We start from the raw sequence: 1334 nt of genomic DNA, 5'->3' as shown, positions 1-1334 counted from the left end.
GATACAGTAGTGGTTACAAATACCCCACCTGAAAAACGCAAGAGTGGTTTTAATACAGGAGCCGTTGAAACAGGACAAATGCAGGCAACAAATAAAGTGGGTGCCTTTAAAGCTCCAAAGCCAATTACGGTTCATAAGCCCGTTGAAGTAGACGCCCGTGTAACCATTACAAATCTAAATATTTCCGTCCCCAATGGTCTCAAGGACGAAATCAGAGACGCTGTCAATCAAGCACTTGAACGCTATGCAAAACAGCAACGTTTAGCCATAGCCTCTAGCCTTTCGGATTAAATACCATGATGTTAGCTTTGGGTGGTTTTATTTTTTCTATTGAAACAGCAGCTTATCAAACACTTGATATGTCTTATGGGGTTCCATGGGTAGAACAAGGGCGATTGGGGAGAAAGGCGGCTCTTCAATTGCCAGCTGTTGCAAATGCGGAGTTTTCTTTAGCAGGCGTGATTTATCCAGATTTCAAAGGTGGTCACGGACAAATCGAATATTTGCGACAAATAGCGCATATGGGACCTCATATTCTTGTTACCGGTCAAGGCAAAATCTTAGGTAAGTTTGTCATTCTTTCTGTAGAGGAAAAACAAAGCGTTTTTCATCATAATGGCACCCCCAAAAAACAAGAATTTACAATAAAGTTGAGAGAATATGGTGAAGACCTATGAGTGATCTTTATATGACCAAAGATGGTGATATGGTTGATGCCATTTGCTGGAAATACTATGCCAAAGGTCAGCAAGCGCTTGCTGTTGAACGCGTCTATGCAGCTAATTTTGGGCTTGCAGACTATGGACCCATTTTAAAAGCAGGCATCACGATACTCTTACCAACCCTCCCCTATCCGAAAGCTACACCAGTAATCAGAATTTGGGGTAGCAAATCATGAAACCTTTTTGCATGGTTCTGGCAAATGGAGAAGACATCACAAAAACTCTTATGGATTATGTTTTATCAATTGAAATTACCGATGAAGCAGAAAACAAAAGTGATCGTATCACTATAGAGCTTGATGACCGTGCGCGTGACAGTGATAACGGCTTTCTTGATATTCCTCTTATCGGGACAGTCATTTCTGTAAAACTTGGCTATGAAGGCGGAAAAAACCGCGATATGGGAGCCTATCTGATAGACGAAATCTCTGTAAGCAGCCCACCACAAAGCTTAAGTGTGACAGGGCGCGCCGCATCAATGAACACGTCTTACAGAACCCCAAAAAGCCAATCCTATCACCAGCAAACCCTTGGCAGTATTGTTCAAGAGATAGCAGAGCGTAATGGCTATACGCCAAAGGTTGATCCTTCTCTTGCAAAAATCGTTGTGCG

2 protein-coding genes and 2 pseudogenes are annotated in these 1334 nt (G+C 42.4%); all 4 read left to right on the top strand.

Features of this window, described 5'->3' with window-relative positions:
* Nucleotides 1–291, top strand: a pseudogene (locus tag ACFIKJ_RS09305) (phage tail protein); the annotation flags it as partial.
* A 5-nt stretch (nucleotides 292–296) separates the two neighbouring features.
* Complete coding sequence (locus tag ACFIKJ_RS09300; protein ID WP_273724432.1) at nucleotides 297–677, top strand: phage tail protein; 381 nt, start codon at nucleotides 297–299, stop codon at nucleotides 675–677.
* Nucleotides 674–898, top strand: coding sequence for a tail protein X (locus tag ACFIKJ_RS09295; protein ID WP_273724325.1), 225 nt, complete (start codon nucleotides 674–676; stop codon nucleotides 896–898). Before ACFIKJ_RS09300 ends, ACFIKJ_RS09295 begins: the two co-directional genes overlap by 4 nt.
* Nucleotides 895–1334, top strand: a pseudogene (locus ACFIKJ_RS09290) (phage late control D family protein); the annotation flags it as partial. The gene ACFIKJ_RS09295 and the pseudogene ACFIKJ_RS09290, both read left to right, overlap by 4 nt.

This window comes from Bartonella sp. PS7NMGDW (genome assembly GCF_042193585.1).
In the GTDB taxonomy this organism is placed as follows: domain Bacteria; phylum Pseudomonadota; class Alphaproteobacteria; order Rhizobiales; family Rhizobiaceae; genus Bartonella; species Bartonella grahamii.
Note: the sequence above shows the minus strand (reverse complement) of the source record. Positions and strands in the feature narration are given on the sequence as shown.

Bases quoted from the DNA above. Each gene is read 5' to 3' on its own strand.
- ACFIKJ_RS09295 (WP_273724325.1), top strand. From the start codon at position 674: ATGAGTGATCTTTATATGACCAAAGATGGTGATATGGTTGATGCCATT.
- ACFIKJ_RS09300 (WP_273724432.1), top strand. From the start codon at position 297: ATGATGTTAGCTTTGGGTGGTTTTATTTTTTCTATTGAAACAGCAGCT.